This window comes from Massilia sp. NBRC 108631 (genome assembly GCF_059704565.1).
On record NZ_BAAKJE010000257.1, the window covers coordinates 1 to 23,399 of the forward strand.

General features: G+C 64.0%; 15 protein-coding genes. 3 read left to right on the forward strand and 12 right to left on the reverse strand.

Going from position 1 to position 23,399, the window contains the following annotated elements; genetic code table 11:
* Nucleotides 1-51: 51 nt before the first annotated feature.
* The 12 genes from truB to AC6H42_RS27895 form a co-directional block, all read right to left on the reverse strand.
* A complete protein-coding gene (gene truB / locus AC6H42_RS27840) occupies nt 52-984 on the reverse strand; it encodes a tRNA pseudouridine(55) synthase TruB (protein ID WP_497549438.1) in 933 nt (310 codons plus the stop codon).
* Entirely contained in the window at nt 984-1,403 is a 420-nt protein-coding gene (gene rbfA / locus AC6H42_RS27845) for a 30S ribosome-binding factor RbfA (protein WP_057153524.1), read from the reverse strand. Before rbfA ends, truB begins: the two co-directional genes overlap by 1 nt.
* Nucleotides 1,404-1,487: 84 nt before the next feature.
* Complete coding sequence (infB, locus tag AC6H42_RS27850) at nt 1,488-4,361, reverse strand: translation initiation factor IF-2 (protein WP_057153523.1); 2,874 nt, start codon at nt 4,359-4,361, stop codon at nt 1,488-1,490.
* A gap of 46 nt (nt 4,362-4,407) precedes the next feature.
* Nucleotides 4,408-5,973: a transcription termination factor NusA gene (nusA, locus tag AC6H42_RS27855; RefSeq protein WP_056399544.1), complete on the reverse strand. Its 1,566-nt coding sequence runs from the start codon at nt 5,971-5,973 to the stop codon at nt 4,408-4,410.
* Nucleotides 5,970-6,458, reverse strand: a complete 489-nt coding sequence (gene rimP / locus AC6H42_RS27860) for a ribosome maturation factor RimP (RefSeq protein WP_056399542.1) — start codon at nt 6,456-6,458, stop codon at nt 5,970-5,972. Before rimP ends, nusA begins: the two co-directional genes overlap by 4 nt.
* Before the next feature lie 300 nt (nt 6,459-6,758).
* Entirely contained in the window at nt 6,759-8,882 is a 2,124-nt protein-coding gene (locus AC6H42_RS27865; RefSeq protein WP_497549439.1) for a pseudouridine synthase, read from the reverse strand.
* Complete coding sequence (scpB, locus tag AC6H42_RS27870; protein ID WP_057153521.1) at nt 8,869-9,588, reverse strand: SMC-Scp complex subunit ScpB; 720 nt, start codon at nt 9,586-9,588, stop codon at nt 8,869-8,871. Before scpB ends, AC6H42_RS27865 begins: the two co-directional genes overlap by 14 nt.
* Before the next feature lie 162 nt (nt 9,589-9,750).
* Nucleotides 9,751-10,779 carry a glucokinase gene (locus AC6H42_RS27875; protein WP_497549440.1) on the reverse strand — a complete coding sequence of 343 codons (1,029 nt, stop codon included), beginning with the start codon at nt 10,777-10,779 and terminating at the stop codon, nt 9,751-9,753.
* A 211-nt stretch (nt 10,780-10,990) separates the two neighbouring features.
* Nucleotides 10,991-11,959, reverse strand: coding sequence for a VTT domain-containing protein (locus tag AC6H42_RS27880; protein WP_497549441.1), 969 nt, complete (start codon nt 11,957-11,959; stop codon nt 10,991-10,993).
* Nucleotides 11,960-11,971: 12 nt separating this feature from the next.
* Nucleotides 11,972-13,663 carry an ABC transporter ATP-binding protein gene (locus AC6H42_RS27885; RefSeq protein WP_497549442.1) on the reverse strand — a complete coding sequence of 564 codons (1,692 nt, stop codon included), beginning with the start codon at nt 13,661-13,663 and terminating at the stop codon, nt 11,972-11,974.
* Nucleotides 13,663-14,700 (reverse strand): ABC transporter permease, encoded by a 1,038-nt coding sequence (locus AC6H42_RS27890; protein ID WP_057153728.1) that lies wholly within the window; start codon nt 14,698-14,700, stop codon nt 13,663-13,665. Before AC6H42_RS27890 ends, AC6H42_RS27885 begins: the two co-directional genes overlap by 1 nt.
* A gap of 22 nt (nt 14,701-14,722) precedes the next feature.
* Complete coding sequence (locus AC6H42_RS27895; protein WP_497549443.1) at nt 14,723-15,661, reverse strand: ABC transporter permease; 939 nt, start codon at nt 15,659-15,661, stop codon at nt 14,723-14,725.
* Between the two features lie 393 nt (nt 15,662-16,054).
* On the opposite strand from AC6H42_RS27895, the gene AC6H42_RS27900 reads away from it, so the two are divergent.
* The 3 genes from AC6H42_RS27900 to AC6H42_RS27910 form a co-directional block, all read left to right on the forward strand.
* Nucleotides 16,055-18,835, forward strand: coding sequence for a TonB-dependent receptor (locus AC6H42_RS27900; protein ID WP_497549444.1), 2,781 nt, complete (start codon nt 16,055-16,057; stop codon nt 18,833-18,835).
* Between the two features lie 419 nt (nt 18,836-19,254).
* Entirely contained in the window at nt 19,255-22,029 is a 2,775-nt protein-coding gene (locus tag AC6H42_RS27905; RefSeq protein WP_497549445.1) for a TonB-dependent receptor, read from the forward strand.
* A 331-nt stretch (nt 22,030-22,360) separates the two neighbouring features.
* On the forward strand, nt 22,361-23,399 hold a 1,039-nt coding region (locus tag AC6H42_RS27910), incomplete at its 3' end, for a TonB-dependent receptor plug domain-containing protein (protein WP_497549446.1).

A 23,399-nucleotide genomic window follows, 5' to 3' on the forward strand; every position in this document is an offset into this window, starting at 1 on the left:
TACACAATTATGTAAGGAAAACCGACACTGGCCAGCGGATGATTGGCAGGGTCAGGCGCCGACCGCGATCAGGCGTTCCGGCGCCAGGATATCGTACTCGCCCAGCTGGGCGGTGCCGAGCAGCTTCTCGCCCAGGTAGACGCGCACGCGGCCCGGCACCTGCGCCAGCATGGGCGGCGTGACGGCAGGCTCCTTGCCCAGCGGCAGGCGTTGCCCGTTCAGGAAGCGCCTGGCCAGTTCCTCGGTCAGCTGCACCGCCGGAAAGGACGACAGCAGCGCGTCCACCGGCGCCAGCAGTTCCAGCGGGGCCGGGTGGGCAGCCACCTGTTCCAAGGTCACCACGTCCGTCATCACCAGGTCGCCGACCTGGATGCGGCGCAACGCGTTCAAATGCGCGCCGCAGCCCAGCGCGGCGCCGATGTCTTCGCCCAGCACCCGGATGTAAGTGCCCTTGCTGCACTTGACTTCCAGCTTCAGGAACGGCGCCTCGTAGCTGACAAATTCCAGCTTGTGGATGGTGACCGGGCGCGCCTCGCGCTCCAGGGTCACGCCGGCGCGGGCGTATTCATACAGCGGCTTGCCGTCGCGCTTGAGGGCCGAGTACATCGGCGGCACTTGCTCGATGGGGCCGCGGAAGCGTTGCAGCACGGCCTCGATCTGCTCGCGCGTGACGTTCACCGCGTGCGTTTCGATGACCTGGCCTTCGGTGTCGCCGGTGTCGGTACGCTGGCCCAGGTGCACCGTGGTCAGGTAGGTCTTGTCGGCTTCCAGCAAGTCCTGCGAGAACTTGGTGGCTTCGCCGAAGCACAGCGGCAACAGGCCGGTGGCGAACGGGTCCAGCGTGCCGGTGTGGCCCGCCTTCTTCGCGTTCAGCATGCGCTTGGCCTTGATCAGCGCGTCGTTGGAGGACAGGCCGACCGGCTTGTCGAGCAGCAGCACGCCGTCCACGAGGTCGCGGACGCGTTTGACTTTCGGCTGGTTCATCAGGCTTCGCCGTTGCCCTTGTCGCCGCCGGCGTCGCCGTCGTCATCGAGCGCGCGGGTGGCGTTGGCCTGGTCGATCAGCGCGGACAGCTCCATGCCGCGCGAGGCGGACATGTCGTGGTGGAAGTGCAGCGCCGGCAGCGTGTGGATGTGCAGGCGCTTGCCCAGCATATTGCGCAGGTAGCCGGAGGCCGCGTTCAGGCCGGCCAGCGTGTTCTTCACGGTTTCCGGATCGTCCTTCAGCATGGTGAAATAGATCTTGGCGTGCGCGTAGTCCGGCGTGAGCTGGACTTCGGACAGCGTGATCATGCCCACGCGCGGGTCCTTCAGTTCGTAGGCGATCAGTACCGACAGGTCCTTCTGGATCTGGTCGGCCACGCGCAGGCCGCGCGCGGGGATGGTTTTGCTATGTTTTGCCATGATGTCTTACCTAAAAAAATTGGCGGGCCAATGAAACCGGGGGCTCGCCCCGGTTCCACTGACCCGCCAGTGCGCCGACCGCTATTACAGCGTACGGGCGATTTCCTGCACTTCGAACACTTCCAGGGTGTCGCCAACCTGGATGTCGTTGTAGTTCTTCAGCGACAAGCCGCATTCCAGACCGGCGCGTACTTCTTTCGCATCGTCCTTGAAGCGCTTGAGCGAATCGATCTCGCCGGTCCACACCACAATGTTGTTGCGCAGCAGACGAACCGAGGAAACACGCTTGACCACACCGTCGGTAACCAGGCAGCCGGCAATCGCGCCGACCTTGGAGACCAGGATGACCTGGCGTACTTCGACCTGGCCGGTAACCTGCTCGCGGCGCTCTGGCGCCAGCATGCCGGACAGGGCTGCCTTCACCTCTTCGATCGCGTCGTAGATGATGTTGTAGTAGCGGATGTCCACGCCGTTCGACTCGGCCAGCTTGCGCGCCTGTGCATCGGCACGGGCGTTGAAGCCGATGATGACCGCTTTCGAGGCCACCGCCAGGTTGACGTCCGATTCCGTGATGCCGCCCACCGCAGCGTGCACAACCTGTACGCGCACTTCGGAGGTCGACAGCTTCTGCAGCGAGGATACCAGCGCCTCTTGCGAACCCTGCACGTCGGTCTTGACGATCAGCGGCAGGTTCTTCACTTCGCCTTCGGCCATCTGTTCGAACATGTTTTCCAGCTTGGCGGCCTGCTGCTTGGCCAGTTTCACGTCGCGGAACTTACCTTGACGGAACAGGCCGATCTCGCGGGCCTTGCGTTCGTCGGCCATGACCATGACTTCTTCACCGGCGGCCGGCACTTCGGTCAGGCCCTGGATTTCGACCGGGATCGATGGACCGGCTTCGGCCACTGCCTTGCCGTTCTCGTCCAGCATGGCGCGCACGCGGCCATACGAGGAACCCGCCAGCACGACGTCGCCGCGCTTCAGCGTACCGGACTGCACCAGGATGGTGGCCACAGGACCCTTACCCTTGTCCAGGCGGGCTTCCACCACCAGGCCGCGCGCTGGCGCGTCGACCGGTGCCTTCAGTTCCAGCACTTCGGCTTGCAGCAGCACTTGCTCGAGCAGGTCGTCGATGCCCTGGCCGGTTTTGGCCGACACCGGCACGAACGGCGAGTCGCCGCCGTATTCTTCCGGCACCACTTGTTCGGAGATCAGTTCCTGCGTCACGCGCTCCAGGTTGCCGCCCGGTTTGTCGATCTTGTTGATCGCCACCACCAGCGGTACGCCTGCAGCTTTCGCGTGGGCGATCGCTTCCTTCGTTTGCGGCATCACGCCGTCGTCCGCCGCCACCACCAGGATGACGATGTCGGTGGCCTTGGCGCCACGGGCACGCATGGCCGTAAAGGCTTCGTGGCCCGGGGTGTCCAGGAAGGTGATGATGCCGCGCGGCGTTTCGACGTGGTATGCGCCGATGTGCTGCGTGATGCCGCCGGCTTCGCCCGACGCCACCTTGGCGCGGCGGATGTAGTCCAGCAGCGAGGTCTTGCCGTGGTCGACGTGACCCATGACGGTCACCACCGGTGCGCGCGAGGTGGACTCGAAGTGAGCGTGCTCACCCTGGTCGGCCAGCAGCGCTTCCGGATCGTCCTCGGCGGCAGGGTGGGCTTTGTGGCCCATCTCTTCCACCAGGATCATCGCGGTTTCCTGGTCCAGCACCTGGTTGATGGTGCACATCTGGCCCAGCTTCATCAGCTGTTTTATAACCTCGGATGCCTTGACGGACATCTTGTGCGCCAGTTCGGCCACGGTGATGGTTTCCGGCACGTGCACATCTTTGACGATGGCTTCGGTCGGGGCCTGGAAGTTGGTCTCGCGGTCGTCCGCGTGCGAACCGCCACGGCGGCCGCCGCGGCCACCGCTGCGCCAGCCGTCGCGGCCGCCGGTCGAACCGGTGTTGCCGCCACGGCCTTTGCCTGCGCCGCCGCCAGGGGCGCCGCGCTTCTTGGCGTCGTCCTGCCAGGTCGACGAGACATTGGCCGACTTGATGGATTTCTTGTCGCCGACGGCAGGCTTTTTATCGCCCGGCTTGTCGGTGGCCGGCTTCTTGTCGGCAGGCTTGTGCAGCGTGCCTTCGGCGGTCTTGGCCTTGACGGCGACCGGTGCCGGGGTTGGTTCAGGGGCTTTGATGGCGCGGCGCGGCGCGTTCATCATGGCTTTGATCTGGGCCACTTCGTCGGCCACGGCCTTGCGTGCGCGCTCGGTGGCGGCTGCGCGCTCGGCGGCTTCCTTGTTGGCCAGCTCGGCGGCTTTCTTCGCTTCTTCAGCGGCGGCGGCCTTCTTCGCTTCGGCGGCGGCGTCGACTACCACCGGCGCTGCGGCTGCAGCGGCTGGCTTGTCGGCGGCGGCCTTGGCGGCAGCGGCGGCTTTCTTGGCTTCGGCGTCGGCCGCTTTCTTCGCTTCGGCTTCGGCGGCAGCGGCGGCCTGGGCCTGGGCTTCCTTCTCCGATTCCAGCTTGGCCAGGCGCTCCTGCTTTTCGCGCAGTTCCGCTTCCTGGCGGGCGATCAGCTCGGCCTGCTTGCGTGCGTCTTCCTCGCGGCGCGCCACTTCGGCGGCGTCCACCACCGGCGCGGCAGGGGCGGCGACAGGCGCCGGCTCGTCGCGCTGGACGAAGGTGCGTACTTTCTTGACCGCGACCTGGATGGTGCGGGATTTGCCCGTGGCGTCAGCCTGCTTGATCTCGGTGGTTTCCTTGCGGGTCAGCGTGATCTTTTTCTTTTCAGTGTCCGCAGCTGCACCGTGGGTACGGCGCAGATGTTCCAGCAACTTATCCTTATCATCTTTCGACAATGGATCTGACGTCGAACTCTTTTCGACGCCAGCAGAACGCAGCTGCGTCAGCAGCAAATCTGCAGGCATCTTCAGTTCGGTGGCAAATTGGGCTACGTTGTTACTCGCCATTCAGTCCTCTTTTCTATGTGTCGCGGAGATGATAAAGATACTCAAATTATGCCTTTGCGGATTCGGCCGCCGACCAGGCTTTGGCTTGCAGGGCCTTGGCGCGGTCGTCGTACTTCGAGTCAACCAACTTCATCTCATCGTCGGTCACATCTTCAAATTCACTTGCAATCAGTGCACGGGCACGGTCGGCGGACAGGGCCAGGATGGCGCCAAATTCGTCGTAAGCCAGTGCGGCAAAAGCTTCTACGGTCTTGATACCAGCCAGACCCAGCTTGCCGGCGGTGATGCGGTCCATGCCTTCCAGACCGACCAATGCCTCGTCCATGCCTTCCAGACCTTCTTCCGAGGCGATCGCCTCGGTCACCAGCGCATCGCGTGCGCGGGTCCGCAATTCATTGACGGTATCTTCGTCAAACGCATCGATTTCCAGCATTTCGGAGATCGGCACGTAAGCAATTTCTTCCAGGCTGGCAAAGCCCTCTTCCACCAGGATGTCGGCCACTTCCTGGTCGACATCCAGTTTTTCCATGAACAGCGCGCGGATCGCGGCCGTTTCCTGGGCTGCCTTGTCGGCCGATTCTTCGGCCGTCATGATGTTGATCTTCCAGCCGGTCAGCTCGGCGGCCAGGCGCACGTTCTGGCCCGAGCGGCCGATGGCGATGGCCAGGTTCTCTTCGTCCACCACCACGTCCATGGCGTGCTTCTCTTCATCGACCATGATCGACGAGACATTGGCCGGAGCCAGCGCGCCGATGACGAACTGGGCCGGATCTTCCGACCACAGCACGATGTCCACGCGCTCGCCGCCCAGCTCGCCGGTCACGGCTTGCACGCGCGAACCGCGCATGCCGACGCAGGTACCGATCGGGTCGATGCGCTTGTCGGCCGTGTAGACGGCGATCTTGGCGCGCACGCCGGCGTCGCGGGCTGCGGATTTAATTTCCAGCATGCCCTGTTCGATCTCCGGCACTTCCAGCTCGAACAGCTTCATGATGAAGTCGGGAGCGGTACGCGACAGGATCACCTGCGGGCCGCGCATATTGCGGTCCACGCGCAGGATGAAGGCACGCACGCGGTCGCCGATACGCAGATTCTCCTTCGGGATCATCTGGTCGCGCGGCAGGCGCGCTTCGATCTTGCCCGATTCCACGATGGCATCGCCGCGCTCCATGCGCTTGATGGTGCCGGTCACGAGCGAGTCGCCGCGCTCCAGGAAGTCGGCCAGGATCTGTTCGCGTTCGGCATCGCGCACGCGCTGCAGCACTACCTGTTTGGTGTCCTGGGCGAAACGGCGGCCGAACTCGACCGATTCGATCGGCTCTTCGATGTGGTCGTCCACTTCGATGTCGGGGATCTGCTCTTTTGCTTCGAACAGCAGCACTTCCTGGTCAGGCAGCTGCAGGCCCGCTTCGTCGGGCACCACGTGCCAGCGGCGGAAGGATTCGAACTCGCCCGAATCGCGGTCGATCGAAACGCGGATGTCGACCTCGCCTTCGTAGCGCTTCTTCGTGGCTTGCGCCAGCGCGAACTCGAGCGCTCCAAAGACCACGTCCTTGTCGACGTTTTTCTCACGCGCCAGCGCGTCCACCAATAACAAAACTTCGCGACTCATGCTTTGCGTCCCTTAAAATCCACCTGCGGCACCAAGCGTGCCTTATCCATATCGGCGAGCGTAAACTCCAACAGCGCCGGACCATCTTTACCTTCAAACTCCAACGCCAGCTGATCGCCCTGCGGCTCCTGCAGCACGCCCTCGAAGGACTTGCGGTTGGAGGTGCCTGGCATGGCGACCTTCAGCTTGACGATGGCTTCGCAACCTGCGAAACGCGTGAAATCTTCCAATTTGCGCAGCGGCCGATCCAGGCCGGGCGACGAAATTTCCAGCCGCTCGTAGTTGACGTTTTCGACCGTCAGCACATGGCTCAGCTGGTGGCTGACCGTGGCGCAGTCTTCAACCGTGATCGGGCCTTTTTCGGCCGCATCCGCCGCGCTGAAATCGATATAGACGCGCAGCAGTCCGCGCTCGGCCCGTTCGACATCAACCAGCTCGTAGCCCAGACCGGCGACGGTCTTTTCAATTAGTTCCGGCAGTTGCAAAAAAATTCTCCGCTAAAAACGGTTCACCAAAAAAAAAATGGGCAATTGCCCATCTTCTTGTATTCCAATCCAGATGAAAGCACACTCAGCGTTAAAACCTGCGTATCACTTTTCTAGGCTGGTCATTATAACCGCCAATTGACTTCGCTGCAATGCCACATACCACAGTAGACACGCAAACAACAATCAAATCCGCCAAAAAACGGCAAGCCGCGCGAAACCAGCCAAGCTGAGCCGCATTCAGCACACTTCGGGGTCAGACCCCGATTTGGCGCCAATGCGGCTCAGCCCGCTATGCGATCAGCCCTTGCGGCGGCGCGGCATGCCGTGGTCGGAGGCGCCGCCGCGCGGCTGCTGGTTGCCGCGGCGCGGGCCGCCGGCATTGCCGAAGCCGAACGTGGTTTGCAGCGGATCCGGCTGGCGCGGGCCTTTCGGCCCCTTGCCGGCGCCGGCGCCCTGGCCGCCCTGGCCACGGCCCAGGCCACCCTGGCCGCCGCCCGCGCCGCCCGGACGGCCGGAGCCGCCTGGGCGGCCCGAACCACCACCCGGACGGCCGAAGCCGCCGCCCTGGCCGGCGCCGAAATAGGCGCCCTGGCCACGGCCCTGGCCGCGCGGTGCTTGCGGGAACGGGTCGGCATTCTTGTTGCTGACGTCCATGCGGTTGCCGTTCGGCTCGCCGTCATCATGTTCGTCGCGGTCGCGGCGCGGCTTCTGGCTGCCGCGCTGACCCTGGGCTGCGCCCTGGCCACGGCCGCCTTGGCCGCCATGCACGCCCTGCGGACGTTTTTGTCCGCCCTGGCCGCCTGGCGCGCCCTGGGCACTGTCGCCCGGCTGCTTTTTCTCCACGCCATACGCGGCCAGCAGGTCGCGCACGGTGTTTTCTTCCATTTCTTCCCAGCGGCCGCGCTTCAGGTCGCTTGGCAGCGTCATCGCGCCGTAGCGGGTACGGATCAGGCGCGACACGGTCAAGCCGATGGCCTCGAACATGCGGCGCACCTCGCGGTTGCGGCCTTCGCTGATGACCACGCGGTACCAGCGGTTGATGCCCTCGCCGCCGCCGTCGGCGATCTTGGAAAAGTTGGCCATGCCGTCTTCCAGCTCGACGCCGGCCAGCAGCTTCTGGCGCATGCCTTCTTCCAGCGTGCCCAGCGTACGCACCGCGTATTCGCGGTCGATGTTGTAGCGCGGGTGCATCAGGCGGTTAGCCAGGTCGCCGGAGGTGGTAAACAGCAGCAGGCCTTCGGTGTTGAAGTCCAGGCGGCCGATGGCCAGCCATTTGCCGGCCTTCATGGTCGGCAGGCGGTCAAACACCGATGGACGGCCGTCCGGGTCGTCGTGCGACACGATTTCACCGGCCGGCTTGTGGTACACCAGCACGCGCGGCGGCTTCTTGCTCACCTTGCGCTGGATCAGCTTGCCGTTGATGCGCACCGCGTCGGTCGGCAGGATGCGCTGGCCGATGTGGGCCGGCTCGCCGTTCACCGACACGCGGCCGGCAACGATCAGGTCTTCCATGTCGCGGCGCGAGCCCAGGCCGGCTTCGGCCAGCACCTTGTGCAGCTTGGGCGCGTCGTCGTCGGCGGTCAGGTCGCGGCGCACGACCTTGGCCGGCGCGCGGCCCTTGCCGTCTTCGCGGTCGAAGGCGTCGGAGGTGGCGTAGGCAAAGGCGGCGTCGGCGTCGCTCAGCTTGGCGCCGGCCTGGCCGGCTTGCGCGCCCTGGCCACCCTGGCCGCGCTGCTTGCCCTTCTTCTTGTTCTTGTTGCGGCCTTCGTTGCGCGGACCGCGCTCGTGGCGCTGGCCTTGCCCCTGGGCGGCGGCGCCCTCGCCTTCAGCGGCACCTGCCTGCGGGGCCGCGGCTGCGGCACCCTCGGCGCCGTCGGCACCGGCTACCACCGGCGCCGGACGGGTCGCTTCGCGCACGGCGCGCAGTTCGCGCATCTGGCGCGGGCCACGCGGGCGGCGCTCGGCCTTGTCGTGCTTGCCTTGGACGGCGTCGGCGGCCGGGGCCTCGCCGGATGCGGCTGGCGCGGCTGGCGCGGCGGCGTCAGCGGAAGCGGCGGCGCCTACAGCGGCAGGCACGTCGGCTTTTGGCTTTTTGGCGCGCGGCGCCTTGGCCGGGGTGGCCTCGCCTGCGGCGGCGGGCGCAGCGGCGGCAGCGCCGGCGTCGGCGCCTTCAGCGGCGGCCTTGACCGGCTTGGCGCGCGGTTTCTTCACGGGCGCGGCGGCGGCGCTGTCGGCAGGCGCGGCGGCGGCATCGCCTGCTGCGGCGTCGGCCTTGGTTTTGCGTTTCGGTTTCGCAGTCTCGCCGGCGGCTTGCGCAGCATTGTCGGCTTCGATCTGGGCTTTGGTGCGGCGCTTAGGCTTGGCAGCCGGGTCGGCGGCGGGTGCGCCGGCGACAGTCTCTGGGGTATCAGTGTTGTTCATTATTCATTTCTTGGTTGGGCTCAGCGTCAACCGTCGTTTCTGGCGCAAGGGCGTGAGCCGGTGCCTCATTGATGGGCGGCGCGGCGTGTTGCGCCGCTTTGTCAAAGTTCTCCTGCAGGGCTGCTTCCAGCGCTTCCATGTCGGGCGCGCCACCTCGCATATCGCTGATTTGCTGCAAAGGCGGCAGCTGGGACAGCGAATTGAGTCCCAAATCATCCAAAAAGTGCTTGGTGGTGCCCAGCAGGGCCGGCCGTCCCAGCACATCGCGGTAGCCGACCACGTCAACCCAACCGCGGTCTTCCAGCATCTTGATCGTCTGCGAGTTCACGGCCACGCCGCGAATTTCCTCGATATCGCCGCGCGTCACCGGCTGGCGGTAGGCGATGATGGCCAGGGTTTCCAGCGTCGCGCGCGAGTATTTCTGCGGCTTTTCCGGGCTCAGGCGGTCGAGATAGTGCTTCATCTCGGGCCGGCTCTGAAAACGCCAGCCGCTGGCCAGGCTCACGACCTCGATGCCACGGCCGTCCCAGTCCAGCCTCAGTTGTTCCAGTATTTCTTTGATCGTCTCGGTGCCCAGGCCGTCATTGCGCGGCCGGCCCTGATCGTCCAGTTCAACAAACAGCTTTTTCAAGCTGTGAATCGACAGAGGCTCATGCGCGCATAGCAAAGCGGTTTCGAGGACTTTTTTCGCCTCAACTGTATTCATAGCTATCTTGTGTTTGCAAATAAATGCAAAGATGTGCGCCCGGGCCTATGCGCGCTGGGCAGGGGCACTACCGATGGGGATGGAGGTGTCAGGTCCAACTGCGGCAATTGTACCTGATAAAACTACGAAACGGATAATTTGTCCAGTCAAGCGGAATAAGAATTACGCCGAGGCAAGCCGCTCGTTCAAAATGGCAGACACCCCAACGAAGGCCGGATACTCGGCCGTGATGACGAAAGTCGGGATGCGCGCCAGGTACTGCCCGAAGCGGCCCTTCTGCTCGTAGCGGGCGCGGAAACCGGAGCGGTCGAAGCGCGCGCCCAGGCGCGGCACGATGCCGCCGCCTATATAGATGCCGCCCTGCGCGCCCAAGGTGACGCCGAGATTGCCGGCCACGGTGCCCAGCATGCAGCAAAACGTTTCCACCGCCTCGTCGCACAGCGCGCATTCGCCGTCCAGCGCGCGGCGCACGATTTCCGGCACCGCCAGCGCTTCGGCCGCCAGGCCGCGATGGTGGCGCAGCGCGCGGTAGATCAGTTCGATGCCCACGCCGGACATCAGGCGCTCGGCCGAGACATGCTCGAACTCGGTCCACGCATACTGCAGGATGGCGACTTCGGTCGGATTGGCCGGCGAGAAGCTGACATGGCCACCCTCGCTCAGCAGCGCGGTCCAGCCGCCGTCCTTGCCAGGGATCAGCCCGGACACGCCCAGGCCGGTGCCGGCGCCTATCAGCCCGAGCGGCGCGCCGGCTTGCGCCGCGCCGCCGCCCACCTGGCGCTTCTGCTCATCCGACAGGAAGGGCAGCGAGCTGGCCAGGGCCGTGAAGTCATTCACTACCGCCAGCACGTCGAAACCGCAGCCGCTGCGCAGCGCTTCAATGGAAAATTCCCAATGGTGATTGGTCATGCGCACAAAGTCGCCGGTCACCGGGTTGGCGATGGCGATGGCGCCATGGCGGATGCCGCCGCCAGCCGCCGCCACCACCTCAGCCACACCGGGTAGCGCCAGGTAGGCGCGCAGCGCATCGGCCAGGGACGGATAGTCCGCACAGGCCAGCACGTTGATGTGGGCGACGCTGCCAGCAGCCACTTCCAGCGCAAAACGGGCATTGGTGCCGCCCACGTCCGCCAATAAACGCGGGCCGCCGGGGAAGCCGGAATGTTGAGGGGATGTAGGCTGGACAGTCATGATGGCGAAAAAATAGTTGAGGCCTTAGCTTAATGGAAATCTCAACTCCCGCGCAAGCCCTCTTTGTAGTTTTGGTACATTTTCAGACGCACTTGGTACAAAAACTAACGCTTCGCAATAAATCAACCGTAGTATGACTACCCCGCCAAAGCAAAAAACCCCGGCCGAAGCCAGGGTTTTTGCGCGTCCGCAGGGGCCGCAGCCCGCCGGTTCAGCCGTGGGACGCGGTGACCGCCGAATCGGCCTCGTTGCGCGGGCGGCGCAGTTCATGCGCGAATGCCGTGTTCCACGCATCCAGCCCGCCATGCAGCGGCCGCGCGTAGCTGTAGCCGCGCGCATGCATCTGCTTGGCCACGTGGGCGGCGGTGACGTCGTTCGGGCAACTGCAGTAGACGATGATGTGGCGGTCCTTGGGCAACGCGGCAATCACGCCCAGCGGATCGCCGTTGACCAGCAGCGCACCCGGCACGGCCGGCTCCAGCATCTGCGCCGTGGCGCTGCGGGCATCGACCATTACCGGGGCGTGGCCGTCCTGCAGCAGCTGCTTGAGCTCGTCGACCGTGATGCGCTCCATCTGCACGGCCTGCTGGAAGCGCTTGCGCTCGACATATTTGTACAGGATGAACAGCACCAGCAAGGCGCCCAGCACGCTCAGCGCGGTGCCGCCCATGGTGGACAGGATGTCCAGCACGTCGTCTATGCTCTGGTGGAAATAGGCGCCGATGCCGATGCCGGTGCCGCACCAGATCAGCCCGCCAGGCACGCTGAAGCCGAGGAAGCGCGGATAGGAGGTGCCCATGGCGCCCGACATCGGCGGCGCGATGGTGTTGAAACCTGGAATGAACTTGGCGACCAGCAGCGACTTCGGTCCCCAGCGGCGGAAATTATCCTCGGTCTGGCTGACGCAGTAATCCGGCGACAGGGAAATGCGGCACAGCAGCTTCAGGATGCGCTTGCCGTAGCGCCGCCCGGCGCGGAACCAGAAGAAATCGCTCACCGAGCAGGCCAGCAGCGCGGCGGCCAGCACCCCGCCCCAGTGCAGTTCGCCGTTCGCGGCCAGCGCGCCGGAGACGATGAGCAGCGGAAACGCGGGGATGGGCAAACCCATCTGTTCGATCAGCACGATCGCGAACACGATGAACACACCGTATTCCTGCAGCAATGAGAGTAAGTTCGCCATGATGCCGCTATCTTATCCGAAATCGTGGCGCGGGATCGCCGCCAGCAGCGAGCGGGTGTAGGGATGCGACGGATTGCGGTACAGCTGGTCCGAGTCGGCCAGCTCCACCACTGCGCCCTGGTGCATCACCATGACCTGGTCGGCAATGTATTTGACCACCGACAGGTCGTGCGAAATGAAGATGTAGGACAGGCCGAACTCGTCCTGCAAGTCCTGCAGCAGGTTCAGCACCTGCGCCTGCACCGACACGTCCAGCGCCGACACCGATTCGTCGCACACCAGGATTTCCGGCTTCATCGTCAGGCAGCGCGCGATGGCGATGCGCTGCCGCTGGCCGCCGGAAAACTCGTGCGGGTAGCGATGGAAGGCGTGCGCCGGCAGGCCCACTTTCTCCAGCAGCTGGCAGGCGTTTTCCACACGCTCGCGTTCGCTGGCGCCGATGTTGTGCAGCTTCATCGGCTCAAGCAGGATCTGCCCCACCGTGTAGCGCGGGTTCAGCGATGCGTATGGATTCTGGAAAATGATCTGGATGCGGCGCTTGTAGGCCATGTATTCCCTGGCCGGCATGGAGATCAGATCCTTGCCTTCGAACATGGCGGTACCGCCGGTGGCCTGGTGCAGGCGCAGCAGGGTCAGCCCGACCGTGGTCTTGCCGGAACCGGATTCGCCCACCACGCCCAGTGTCTTGCCGCGCGCCAGCTTGAACGACACGTCCTTGACGGCCTTGAACTCGCGCTGGCCGAACAAGCCTTCGCGCACGTAGAAACTCTTGCTCAGCTTGTCCACCACCAGCACGTGTTCGTCGTCCGGCGCGGTGCCGCGCGCGCGCTGCTTCAGCGCGACCCCGGCGCCGGCCTTGCCCTCCATGTAGTCATTGATGACCGGCAGGCGCCACGGGCGCGTATCGAGCGACGGGCGGCAGTGCAGCAGCGCCTTGGTGTAGCTGTCCTGCGGGTCGCCGAAAATCTGGCGCGTGGCGCCGGCCTCGCGCACCTCGCCGTGGCGCATCACGATCACCTGGCCGGCAATCTCGCCCACCAGGCCCAGGTCGTGCGTGATGAACAGCACCGACATCTGGCGCTTTCGCTGCAGGCTGGCGATCAGCTCCATGATCTGCTTCTGGATGGTGACGTCCAGCGCGGTGGTGGGCTCGTCGGCGATCAGCAGCTCCGGTTCGCAGGCGATGGCCATGGCGATCATCACGCGCTGCTGCTGCCCGCCCGACATCTGGCTGGGGTAGGCGTCGATCTTCTGCGCCGGGTCGGGAATGCCCACTTCGTCCAGCAGCGCCAGCGTGCGCAGCCGCGCCTGCTTCTTGCCCATGCCCATGTGCTGGCGCAGCACTTCGCCGATCTGGTAGCCCACCGTAAACACCGGGTTCAGCGAGGACATCGGCTCCTGGAAGATCATCGAGATGTCCTTGCCGCACATGCGGCGCCGCTCGGCGACGCTCAGCTTGAGCACGTCCCGGCCGTGGAACAGGATGCTGCCGGCCGGGTCGATCAGCGTGGTGTCCGGCGGCAGCAGCCCCATCACCGCCAGCGAGCTGACCGACTTGCCGCTGCCGGACTCGCCCACCAGCGCCACCGTGCTGTTGCGCGGCACGGCGAAGCTGATGCCCTTCACGGCCTCGAACGTACTGGTCTTGCCGGTGCGGAAGCGGACACGCAGGTCGCGCACTTCGAGCAAATTGGTGTTATCCATCACTTCACTTTCGGGTCGAGGGCGTCGCGCAGCGCGTCGGTGAACAGGGAGAAGGCGGTGACCAGCAAGGCCATCGCGGAGGCGGCCGCCGCCAGCTGCCACCACTTGCCGAGTATCAGTTCGTTCTGCGCCTCGTTCAGCATGGAGCCCCAGCTGACCACGCCCACCGGCACGCCGAAGCCGAGAAAGCTGAGGATGACTTCGGCTTTGATGAAACCGACCACCAGGATGGACACCTGCACCAGCGCCACATGGCTGACGTTGGGGAAGATGTGCGAGAACATCTTGCGCCAGCTGGAGGCGCCAATGGCGTCGGCCGCCATCACGTACTCGCGCGCCTTGTGCTTGATGTATTCGGCGCGGATCAGGCGGTAGGGGCCGGTCCAGCCGGTCAGGCCGAGGATCAGCACGATGGTCATCACGCCCTTCTGCTGCAGCACGGCGGCCACGGTGAGTATCATCAGGATCGACGGGATGGAGGTGAAGATGCTGTAGAACCAGTTGAAGAAGTCGTCCACCAGGCCGCCATAAAAGCCGGACACGGCGCCGAACAGCGTGCCCAGCGCCACTGCCACCAGCGCCGCCACCAGGCCGACCACGATGGAGGTTTCGCCGCCCTTGATGGTTTTCTTGATGACGTCGTGCCCCCATTTGTCGGCGCCGAAGGGCAGCGAGGGCTGGCGCTCGGGGGGCGCCAGGGCGGCGGCGGGCAGTCCGGCGCGCAGGGCACGCAGATCGTCGGCGAGGGGGTCGAATTCGTTTTGCGGCGGCGCTTGGGTCACGTGCTCCGCACTCGCCCGTCCTGCGGCGCCGGCGGGGTCCGCAGCGCGGGACGATGGGCCTGCCAGGAAGGACGGCGGCGCGTAATTGATTCCCACCTCCTCCTCCCAGTCGGAGACGACCAGCCCGCTGGCCGACAAGGCCAGCAGCAGCATGAAGGCGCCGACCACGGCAAGGGCAACCATGGCCACGCGGTCGGCGCGCAAGCGGCGCCAGGCGAGCGTCCATAATCCGGGCGCGGCGTGGGGATTCTGCATCTGCACTTCTTTGCTCACTTGCCTACCTCAATTGCACGCGCGGATCGACTGCCTGGTACAGCAGGTCGGTCAGCAGGTTGAACACCATGGTGGCGGCGGCCACGTACACGGTAATGGCTTTGATGACGGGGAAATCGCTGCGCTCCACCGCCAGGATCACTTCGCGCCCGATGCCCGGAATGCCGAAGAAGCGCTCCAGCAGAAACGCGCCGATCAGCAACGCCGGCAGGTTGGCCATGACATGGGTGATGATGGGAATGGCGGCGTTGCGCAGCACATGCACCCACATCACGCGTCCCTCGCCCAAACCCTTGGCGCGCGCCGTGCGCACATAGTCCTGGTTGACCTCGTCCAGCACGAAGGTGCGGTACAGCCGCAGCGTGGGCGCGATGGTCACCGCCAGCCCGATCAGGATGGGCAGCGTGGCGTAGCGCAGCAGGTTGTCCCAGAAACTATCGCCCCAGCCCTGCACCGGGAACAGGCCCAAGCGGTAGGCCAAGCCGTACTGGAACACGATGATGTAGACCAGGATGGAGATCGACATGCCGACGGTGCAGGCGATCATCACCGCGCGGTCCAGCAGCGAGCCGCGCACGAAGGCGACCACCAGCGCCAGCGCGATGCCGATCAGCGTTTCCAGGATGGTCAGCGGCACCAGCACCGTCAGCGACGGCCCCAACCGCGTGGTGATGATGCTGGACACGGCTTCGCCGGTGGCCCAGCTCTGGCCGAAGTCGAAGGTGACGATCTGCTTCAGGAAGATGCCGAGCTGGACGTAGTAAGGCTGGTCCACGCCCAGCTGGCGGCGGATATTGGCGATGCTCTCGGCGCTGGACATCTTGCCCGCCAGGATATAGGCCGGATCGCCGCCCACCCAGTTGAACAGGATAAACACCAGCAGTACCACGCCCAGCATGGTGGGCAGCATCTGCCACAGGCGGCGCAGAATATAGGCAAGCATTAATCAGGTATTCCTCAGAGTTATAGGAGCACCCGCTCCCCCACCATCATCCTTACCCCGGCCCGGCGCGCAAGAAAAAGTTATGCTGCATTGCAATATTTCATGATTGAAAAACGGCGTTATCGTACATTTTCAACAGTAGAACGCAGCGCAACATCTTACATATCAGCAAACAAAACGATTGTTGTTTTCTCGCATCACAGGACGCGCTTTTCATTGACAATTCTTAGCCCCCAGTGTTCTGATGCGATCCCTCTCCGAAAACAATATGTGATTTTTGGAGAGAATTGTTGGTGTGCAACTAATCCAGTTAGCAAGCTGTGCCGAAAGCGGCCCGGCTTGGCTACGCCTTTGGATGCCGCCAGACGATACTTTTCTTGGGAGTTGTTTGTAATGATGATGGAAACGGTTTTATCCCGCTCGGTGCGCCTGATCTTCTCGGGCAGCGTGGTGGCGGCGGGCTTGATGGCCCAACAGGCTTTTGCACAAGACGCTAACATCCAGCGCGTGGAAATCACGGGCTCGAGCATCAAACGCGCGACCGCGGAAACCGCGTCGCCGATCCAGGTCCTGACCAGCGACGACATGATGAAGTCCGGCAAGGCCACTGTCGCCGAATACCTGCAGACCCTGTCCGCAGACGGCGCAGGTTCGCTGCCGACCGGCTTCGGTTCCGGCTTCGCCGCTGGCGCCACCGGCATCTCGCTGCGCGGCCTGGGCGCGACCTCCACCCTGGTACTGCTGAACGGCCGCCGCATGGCGCCGTTCGCCCGTGCCGACGACGGCCAGAAGAGCTTCACCGACCTGTCCACCATCCCGATGCAGATCGTCGAGCGCATCGAAGTGCTGAAAGACGGCGCGTCCTCGCTGTACGGCGCCGACGCCATCGCCGGCGTGGTCAACATCATCCTGAAAAAGGACTTCGAAGGCCTGCAGATCAAGGGCGACACCGGCGCATCGCGCTACTCCGACGCCAAGCAGAACAAGGTCTCCGTGACCGCCGGCAAGGGCAACCTGGACGACGACAAGTACAACATCGTCTTCAACGCCGAATACAGCAAGACCGACGGCCTGCAGGCTTCCGACCGCGGCAACCGCGCCTGGATCGGCCACGGCGACATCCGCCCATGGGGCTACGGCATCGGCACCCAGTACGCCGGCGGCTACATCAGCAACGGCGCGGCCTCGCCATCGCCTACCGGCGCCCTGCTGAACCCGAAAACGGGCCAGTACGTCTCGCTGCCGGGCTGCAGCCAGTTCTCGACCTCGGCGCCGCAAGACCCGAACGGCGGCTGCCTGTGGCACCAGGACAAGTTCCGCTCGATGAACCCGGAGATCGAATCGATCAATCTGTACTCGCGCGGCACCTTCCAGATCAACGCCGACCACCAGGCCTTCTTCGAAGCGGGCTACTCGGAGCGCGACACGGCCTTCACGCTGACCCCGTCGGCCACCTCGTCGACCGTGGTGTTTCCGGGCGCGAACGGCGGTCCCAACCAGCTGATCAACTACGGCAACACCATCCTGATGGCTGCCAACCACCCGCAGAACCCGTACGGCGTACCGGTGCGCGTGCGCTACTCGGCCTTCGACGTGGGCCCAAGCACCCGCAAGAACACCAACGAGTTCACCCGCTTCGTGGCTGGCCTGAAAGGCACCGTCAAGGGCTGGGACTACGAGACCGGCTTCACCTTCTCGCAGTCCAAGCTGAACCTGGACTGGAGCAACCTGTTCAACATGAAGGCACTGCAGTCGGCGCTGGGCGATCCGAAGTCGCCGCTGTTCCCGTACTACATCGGCGCGCAAGCCGGCAAGAACCCGGCTTCGCTGTACGCTGCCCTGGTGACCAACGCCACCTCCGATTCCAGCACCAAGCTGATGATCGCCGACTTCAAGGCCAGCCGTGAACTGTGGGCTCTGCCAGGCGGCAACATGGGCCTGGCCATCGGCGGCGAACACCGCCGCGAAACGCTGAGCAACCCGTCCCTGTCGGGCACCGCCGACGGCTCCATCAACTCCAGCTACACCGCCGCGTTCGGCAAGAACAACGTGTCGGCCGTCTACGCCGAAGTGCTGGCGCCGGTGCTGAAAACCGTGGAACTGACCGCTGCCCTGCGTTACGACCACTACGACCAGTTCAACTCGACCACCCCGAAAGTGGGCGCGAAATGGACCCCGGCCAAGAACTTCGCGGTACGCGGCACCTACACCGAAGGCTTCCGCGCTCCTAGCGCGGCCGAGTCCAACGTGCTGAGCCAGGCAGTCGGCAGCGCTCCGGTGCGCGACCCGATCCGTTGCCCGGGCGGCACGCCAGCGGCCGGCGCTTCCCTGACCGACTGCTCGATCACCGTCAGCTCGATCAAGGTCGGCAACCCTAAGCTGCAGCCTGAAGAATCCAAGGGCTACACCCTGGGCATGGTATGGGATCCGTTCGAAGGCAACAGCATCGCCATCGACGCGTTCAAGATCAAGCGTTCCAACGAGATCAACCCGGTGTCCTACGCCGAAGCGGCGCAATCGCCAACCGCCGTGCGTAACGACAACAACCTGAAGAACGCCGCCGGCCAGGTGATTCCGAACTCCGGCTCGCTGCTGGTGGTGTCGGGCGCCTACCGCAACTCGAGCTACACCGAAGTGACCGGCGTGGACCTGGATGTCAAGCAGCGCCTGCGCCTGGGCGCCTGGGGCAAGGCCGTCATCGGCCTGAACCTGACCCACATCTCGTCCTGGCTGCGCGCCGAGTCCGACACCGTGCAGTACCAGTTCGCTGGCACCCACGGCAACTGCGACACCTCGAACTGCGCCGGCACGCCGAAGAACAAGGCTACCCTGTCCGCTTCGTGGGACATCGGCGCCTGGAACTTCGCGTCCAACGTGAACTACCGCGACAGCATGAAGAACATCAAATACGAAGGCGACATCTGCGCCTCCAAGTTTGCTGACGGCAGCGCCGCGCCCAACGGCTGCAAGCTGGCTTCGTTCACCACCATGGACCTGTCGACCCGCTACAACTTCAGCAAGAACCTGCAGCTGACCGCGTCGGTGGCCAACGTGTTCGACAAGATCGCTCCGCTGGACCCGCTGACCTACGGCGGCATGAGCTTCAACCCAATGGACGCCTCCGGCGCCATCGGCCGCTACTTCAAAGTCGGCGCGACCTACACCTTCAACTAATGTAACAATCTGAAGGTCGTATCCCCAAAAAGGGCGGTGAGCAATCACCGCCCTTTTTTACGCTTGCTGTGGCCAAAAACTAACAAAACCCCACCGAAGCGTGAAGTTGCCGCCGCGCCATTTTCACACTTCGATTTCGCCCCGTTGCACCGCGTAGGCTGAATTTGCCGCAATTTAGCGTCAAGATCGCTGGCTTTGTAGGCCGGAAAACAACTTTTGGTTATGCCGCCGCTGCCGTGTCCGCCTTGACAGTGCGCGCCGCGCGGTGGTTCCATCGAAGACTTGAGCAAATGCCTAGACGTTTGCTCAACTGGGAACGGGCCGACTTTGCCGAATACGCGGGTAACAAAAAGTCAGTGCAGTCGCTTCGTTTATCAATACACTAGTTGGAGGTTTTTAGCATGATGATGGAAACAGTTATGGCACGTTCCGTGCGCCTGATATTCTCGGGCAGCGTGGTTGCAGCAGGTCTGCTGGCAGCACCGGCGATGGCACAAGATGCCGGCGCGAATGTCCAGCGTGTTGAGATTACCGGTTCGAGCATCAAGCGCGCCACCGCCGAAACCGCCTCGCCGATCCAGCTGATCGGCCGCGAAGAGCTGCTCAAGTCGGGCAAGGCCACCGTGGCCGAATACCTGCAGACGCTGACCGTGGACGGCGCCGGTTCGCTGCCGACCGGTTTCGGCAACGGCTTCGCCGCTGGTTCCACCGCCATCTCGCTGCGCGGCCTGGGCGCGACCTCCACCCTGGTGCTGCTGAACGGCCGCCGCATGGCGCCGTTCGCCCGCGCCGATGACGGCCAGAAGAGCTTCACCGACCTGTCCACCGTGCCGATGCAGATCGTCGAGCGCATCGAGATCCTGAAGGACGGCGCTTCGTCGACCTACGGCGCCGACGCTATCGCCGGCGTGGTCAACATCATCCTGCGCAAGGACTTCGAGGGCCTGCAAGTGAAGGGCGACGTCGGCACGTCGCGCTACAGCGACGCCAAGCAAAACAAGGCTTCGGTCTCGTTCGGCAAGGGCAACCTGGACAACGACAAGTACAACATCGTCCTGAACGCCGAATACAACCAGTCCGACCGCCTGAAAAACAGCGACCGCGCCGACCGCGGCCACATCGGCCACGGCGACCTGCGTCCATACGGCTTCCCGGTCGGCACCCAGTTCGCCAGCGGCTACATCGCCGGCGTAAACAGCGCCCAGCCAAGCCCAACCGGCCTGATCCGCAATCCGGTCACCACCGCCTACACCAGCCTGCCAGGCTGCTCCAGCCTGAGCAAGACGGTCGACCAGACCGGCGCCAACGGCGGCTGCCTGTGGCACAACGACCAGTTCCGCGACATGCAGCCGGAGATTGAATCGGTCAACCTGTACGGCCGCGGCACCTGGCAAGTCAACGACGACATGCAAGCCTATGTCGAAGCCGGCTACTCCAAGCGCGACACCGCGTTCACGATGATCCCGCCGTCGGTGACCCCGACCGTGGCCTTCCCGCCGAACGCCACCAACCCGCTGGGCTTCATCAACTACGGCAACCTGAACATCATGGCCGCCAGCCATCCTCAGAACCCGTACGGCGCACCGGTCCGCATCCGCTACAGCGCCTTCGACGTCGGCCCAAGCACCCGCTCGGCCAACAACGAATTCACCCGCTTCGTGGTGGGCGTGAAGGGCTCGGCCATGGGCTGGGAGTACGACACCGGCTACACCCATTCCGAGTCCAAGCTGCACCTCGACTACAGCAACATGCTGAACATGAAGGTGGTGGCGGCCGCACTGGGCGATCCGAAGTCGCCCTTCTTCCCGTACTACATCGGCGCGCAGGCCAACAAGAACCCGGCTTCGCTGTACGCAGCCATGGTGACCAACGCCACCTCCGATTCGACCACCAAGCTGGACGTGATCGACTTCAAGGCTTCGCGTGAGCTGTGGGCTCTGCCGGGCGGCAACATGGGCCTGGCGATCGGCGCCGAGCACCGCCAGGAAAAACTGTCCAATCCTTCGCTGAAGGGTTCGGAAGACGGTTCCATCAACTCGAGCTACGTGGCCGCCTTCGGCGACACCAAGGTATCGGCTATCTACGCCGAGATCCTGGCCCCGGTGATCAAGAACGTCGAACTGAGCGCCGCCGTGCGTTACGACAAATACGACAACTTCAACTCGACCACGCCGAAAGCCGGCATCAAGTGGACCCCGCTGAAGAGCTTCGCGCTGCGCGGCACCTACACCGAAGGCTTCCGCGCCCCGGGTCCTGCCGAAGGCAGCTCCTCGTCGCAATCGACCGGCACCTCGACCGTGTCCGATCCAATCCGCTGCCCTGGCGGCAAACCAGCCGCAGGCGGCGCCACGTCGACCGACTGCGCCATTCCTGTGGCAGCCGTGAAGGTGGGCGACGCCAACCTGCGTCCTGAAACCTCCAAGGGCATGACCGTGGGCCTGGTGTGGGACGTGCTGGCCGATACCGCCATCACCGTGGATGGCTGGAAGATCAAGCGCTCCGACGAGATCAATCCGCTGCCGTACAACGAAGCTGCCGCCCTGCCGACCGCTATCCGCAACGACAACAACCTGGTCCAGAATGGCGTGGTGATCCCGAACTCGGGCACCCTGGTGCTGACCCAAGCCCCGTACCGCAATTCGAGCTTCACCGAAATCAGCGGCGTGGACCTGGACATCAAGCAGCGCCTGCGCCTGGGTTCCTGGGGCAAGGCGCAAGTCGGCCTGACCTGGACCCACGTGGCATCCTGGAAGCGCCACGAGTCCGCCACCACGGTGTACCAGTTCGCCGGTACCCATGGCAACTGCGACACCTCGAACTGCGCCGGTACGCCTAAGGACAAGATCAACCTGACCGGCACCTGGGACATCGGCGACTGGAACTTCAACGGCATCGTGAACTATCGCGCCAAGATGAAGAACATCCTGTTCGAAGGCAACACCTGCGCCTCCAACCTGGCCAACGGCCAGCCAGGCACCACCAACTGCGAAATCGCTTCGTTCACCACCCTGGACCTGTCGACCCGCTACAACTTCAGCAAGCAGCTGACCTTGTTCGCGTCGATGAACAACGTGCTGGACAAGATTGCGCCGCTGGATCCGCTGACCTATGGCGGCCTGAGCTACAACCCGATGGACGCCACCGGCGCCATCGGCCGCTACGTCAAAGTGGGCGTGAACTACAAGTTCTTCTAATCGCTTAGCTTTTAGCCGGAACGCCTGAAGGGCGGTGCGCAAGCACCGCCCTTTTTTCTTTTGATACGTCGGCCTCCGCAGGCGCTGCGCAAGCGCCGCCCTGCTTTTTTCTTTTGATAAGTCTATACAGATAGTTTTGTTAAAACAGTATCTAGTTAGCAGAAATACTCCTGTTTCCGCAAAAAACCCGAACAAAAATTGACAAGATTGCGCAATCAGTGGTCTCATAACGCCCCTGTGATTTTTCGTGAGAATTACAGGGACCTGCAAAAACGGCAAGTTAAGCAGCAAGTTGATTCCTCCCATCGCATCAAAAGAAAGCTTCAAAGTAATGATCAAAGAAACAGTACTGTCCCGCTCCCTGCGCGCGATGTTCGCGGGTGGCCTGGCACTGGGCATGCACGCCGCTGCAGCCCAGGAAGCGGCAACCGAGACCATGCAGCGCGTGGAAATCACCGGCTCCAGCATCAAGCGCATCGCTTCCGAAGCGTCGCTGCCGGTACAGAGCTTCAGCCAGAAGGACATCAAGAAGACCGGCGTCAGCACGGTTACCGACTTCATCCAGCAGCTGCCCGCCATGCAGGGCTTCTCCGTGGCCGGCGACTCGGTCGGCGGCGGCGGCGGCGGCGTCACCACCGCCTCCATCCACGATATCGGCGCGGCCTACACGCTGGTGCTGCTGAACGGGCGCCGCGTGGCGCCGGCCAACTCCGGCACCACCATCGACCTGAACTCGATTCCGCTGTCGGCCATCGAGCGCGTGGAAGTGCTGACCGACGGCGCCTCGGCCCTGTACGGCGCCGACGCCATCGCCGGCGTGGTCAACTTCATCCTGAAGAAAGGCGCTTCCCCATGGGAAGTGAACGCCAAGCTCAACAGCCCTCAGAAATCCGGCGGCCAGAGCAATTCCATCAGCGTCAGCAAGGGCTTCGGCGACTACGAGGACGACGGCTACAGCGTGTTCGTCTCGGCCAGCCACGACCAGCAAAAGCAGCTCAAAGCGTCGCAGCGCGACTTCGCGCGCACCGGCATCGTCAACTTCACCGATCCGAAAACCGGCCAGGCGCTGCAGTTCATCAACGGTTCCTCCCGTTCGCTGCCGGCCAACGCCACCGTCAGCTACGACACCATCGACCCGAAAACCGGCAAGCCGGTGGAGCAGAACGTCAACCTGAACCCGTACGCGCTGTCGCACGGCGGCAAATGCGCGGCCAGCAACCTGGACTTCTACGGCGACGGCAACTGCTTCTACGACTCGCCGTCCACCATCGAGATCAACCCGGAATCGCAGCGCGACTCGGTCTTCAGTTCGGGCAGCCTGAAGCTGGGCAACACCGGCTTCAAGGGCTTCTTCGACTTCGCCTACACCG